The sequence below is a fragment of the Bartonella sp. AD328YNZD genome (assembly GCF_042196425.1).
In genome coordinates this window covers 1-2,763 of record NZ_JBHIQG010000310.1, presented here as the reverse complement: position 1 = coordinate 2,763, position 2,763 = coordinate 1, and the positions used below count along the sequence as shown (strand labels likewise).

Sequence of the window (2,763 nt, the reverse complement as noted above, 5' to 3'; positions counted from 1 at the left end):
GCTGAAATCATAACAGATGAAGGCTTTTCTATTGGAAGAAATCAAATCGAACTTAATCATCCAATAAAAATGATCGGGCTTTACACTATCACTCTTAGTTTACATCCAGAGGTTCAAATTTCTGTGGTTATTAACGTTGCACGTTCCGCCAGTGAAGCACAACGCCAAGCAGAAGGTGAAACTCTCATTTCCACTAAAGAAATATATAATATTCAAGAAAAAATATCAGAAGAAAAGCAGGAAGAATTATTGGCAGAGGAAATTAATGACAACGATATAAATAATCCTCATCAAGAAGCTTAATTACTATTTTTGCTCTCTGTTTTGTGTTTTTATTCCATTTAATATTTGATCATAAAATACTCACTTCTTAAAACTGAGTATTTTATGACTGTCATACATAAAGAATCTAATTTTTATGCAAAAATTATAGGCATGTTATATAAAGGCATTGCACGCCAGAAATGATCATATCAATCAGAATAAATGCTCCTTATTTTCCAATATAGAAGCAAAAATGATTTAAAGTTCTACCCTTAAGGATAAAATTTACATGAGTGGTAAGTTGATTATATCCTTACATTATCTGAAATAATTTCAATTATAGAAAAGTCATTCTACTTACACCTATATTGGAATTTTAAGATTACGTAGCTTAAAAATACTTAAATTGAGAATATCAAAACGACCATTTAAAGAATCACATATTAAAAATTAAAACATAAGAAATAGATATTACTCATGCACTCATGATAAATGAGCCATTCAAAGGGAGTTTCAAAAATTATATGCTTTTAACTTAAAATGAAGATTTGTAGCTCTATTCTTTTACTATACGGCTTTCAATTTATCGCCTAAAGTAGCTAGACTTGAAATTTTAGTGGAAAAATATTATGGAAGAAATTAGTGTTGTTAATATCAGCTCTTCAAAAAAAGAAGATTCCCCTTCTTTTCGACAACTTCCGCATAATATTGAAGCTGAACAGGCATTGCTTGGTGCTATCTTTATCAACAATGATTCTCTTGACCGCGTTTCAGATTTTCTAAAACCAGAACATTTTTTTGAACCATTGCATCAAAAAATTTATCATGTTTTATCTCACCTTATTAAAACAGGAAAACTTGTAGATCCAGTTACAATCAAGCCCTATATTCAAATGGAAGAAAAAATTGGAGATATTACCGTATACCAATATGTTGTTCGCTTAGCCACTGAGGCTGTCACTATTATTAACGCTGAAGATTATGGACGCGTCATTTACGATCTTTTTATCCGCCGGTCTTTGATTAACCTTGGAACTCAAGTTGTCAATACAGCCTTTGATGCTCCTGTAGAACTCACGCCTACCCAACAAATTGAAACTGTTGAAAATCAGTTATTTGAGCTAGCAGAAAAAGGGAAATATGGAGGTGGATTTGAAAATTTTAATGAGGCCATTAAAAAAGCTATCGATATGGCAAGTGCTGCGAAAAAGCGCTCTTCACAATTATCAGGGATAGCCACCCATATTAAAACACTTGATGAAAAAATGGGAGGATTACAACCATCCGACTTAATTATCCTTGCGGGCCGCCCTGGTATGGGTAAAACCTCACTGGCTACCAATATTGCCTTTAATATTGCCAATGCTTATAATCATAATGGCAATATCCAAGAAAATGAAGGCGGCATTGTAGGGTTTTTCTCACTTGAAATGTCCTCTGAACAGCTTGCAACACGTATTATTTCTGAACAAACAGAAGTCTCTTCTTCTGATATTCGACGTGGTAATATTTCAGATGAACAATTTTCAAAAATTATTCGTGCAGTGAACCAGCTCCAAAAGGCACCGCTTTATATCGATCAAACTGGAGGAATATCAATTACGCAACTGGCTGCCCGTGCACGGCGTCTCAAGCGGCAACATGGTTTGGATATTTTAATTATCGATTATATCCAACTCATGACAAGTAAATCAAAACGTTCATCTGAAAACCGTGTTCAAGAGATTACAGAAATTACGACAGGACTCAAAGCCTTAGCTAAAGAATTGAATATTCCTATTATTGCTCTGTCACAACTTTCACGCCAAGTCGAAAATAGAACAGATAAACGTCCACAACTTTCAGATTTACGTGAATCTGGTTCTATTGAGCAAGATGCCGACATCGTTCTGTTTGTCTATCGTGAAGAATATTATTTCAAAAATGAAGAGCCCAAATTAGGCACTTTGGAACATCAAAAATGGCAAGATGAAATGGATAAAATTATGGGAAAAGCTGATGTCATTGTTGCAAAACAACGTCATGGACCAACAGGAATCGTGTCTCTTGCCTTTCAATCTGACTTCACACGCTTTAGTGATTTGGCTGATAGCAATTATCTTCCAGAGCAAATTGGCTAAACCACCATGGTACGGAACCGTATTCAATTTATCTGTCAAAATTTCAGAACCATCCATTCTCGTTGGGCAGGAAAATGGATGATTTTGGCCATTATTATTTGCTATCTAAAAAGCTCTTGAATAATATTAATCTTAATAATATGAAAAGATAATACATCTTTTTAGCGTTGCAAATAGGATACAAATATCCAAAATCTATAGCTAATCTAAATCTTTCTATATTGTTCCTTCTTTTAAAAAACGCCTTCTCACAAGACACTCATTTTCTTGTTTTTAAATTCAAAAATAATTGCTGATGTTGCGCAAGACTGGCTATTATGTAAAATATCAGAAAATTTCCTCTTTATAGGACAATCTCTAACCTTTTAACAAAAATATT

Annotated in this window: 2 protein-coding genes; both read left to right on the top strand. The window is 33.6% G+C overall.

From position 1 onward, the window contains the following. Window positions 1-303, top strand: a 303-nt coding sequence (locus ACFIO3_RS11090; RefSeq protein ID WP_375704460.1) for a 50S ribosomal L9 C-terminal domain-containing protein, incomplete at its 5' end; no start/stop codon positions are given. Window positions 304-893: 590 nt separating this feature from the next. Then, window positions 894-2,384 carry a replicative DNA helicase gene (locus tag ACFIO3_RS11085; RefSeq protein ID WP_375607709.1) on the top strand — a complete coding sequence of 497 codons (1,491 nt, stop codon included), beginning with the start codon at window positions 894-896 and terminating at the stop codon, window positions 2,382-2,384. Window positions 2,385-2,763 lie beyond the last annotated feature (379 nt).

What these genes read in the sequence shown, in the direction of transcription:
- ACFIO3_RS11085 (WP_375607709.1), top strand. Translation starts at nt 894, where the DNA reads ATGGAAGAAATTAGTGTTGTTAATATCAGCTCTTCAAAAAAAGAAGAT.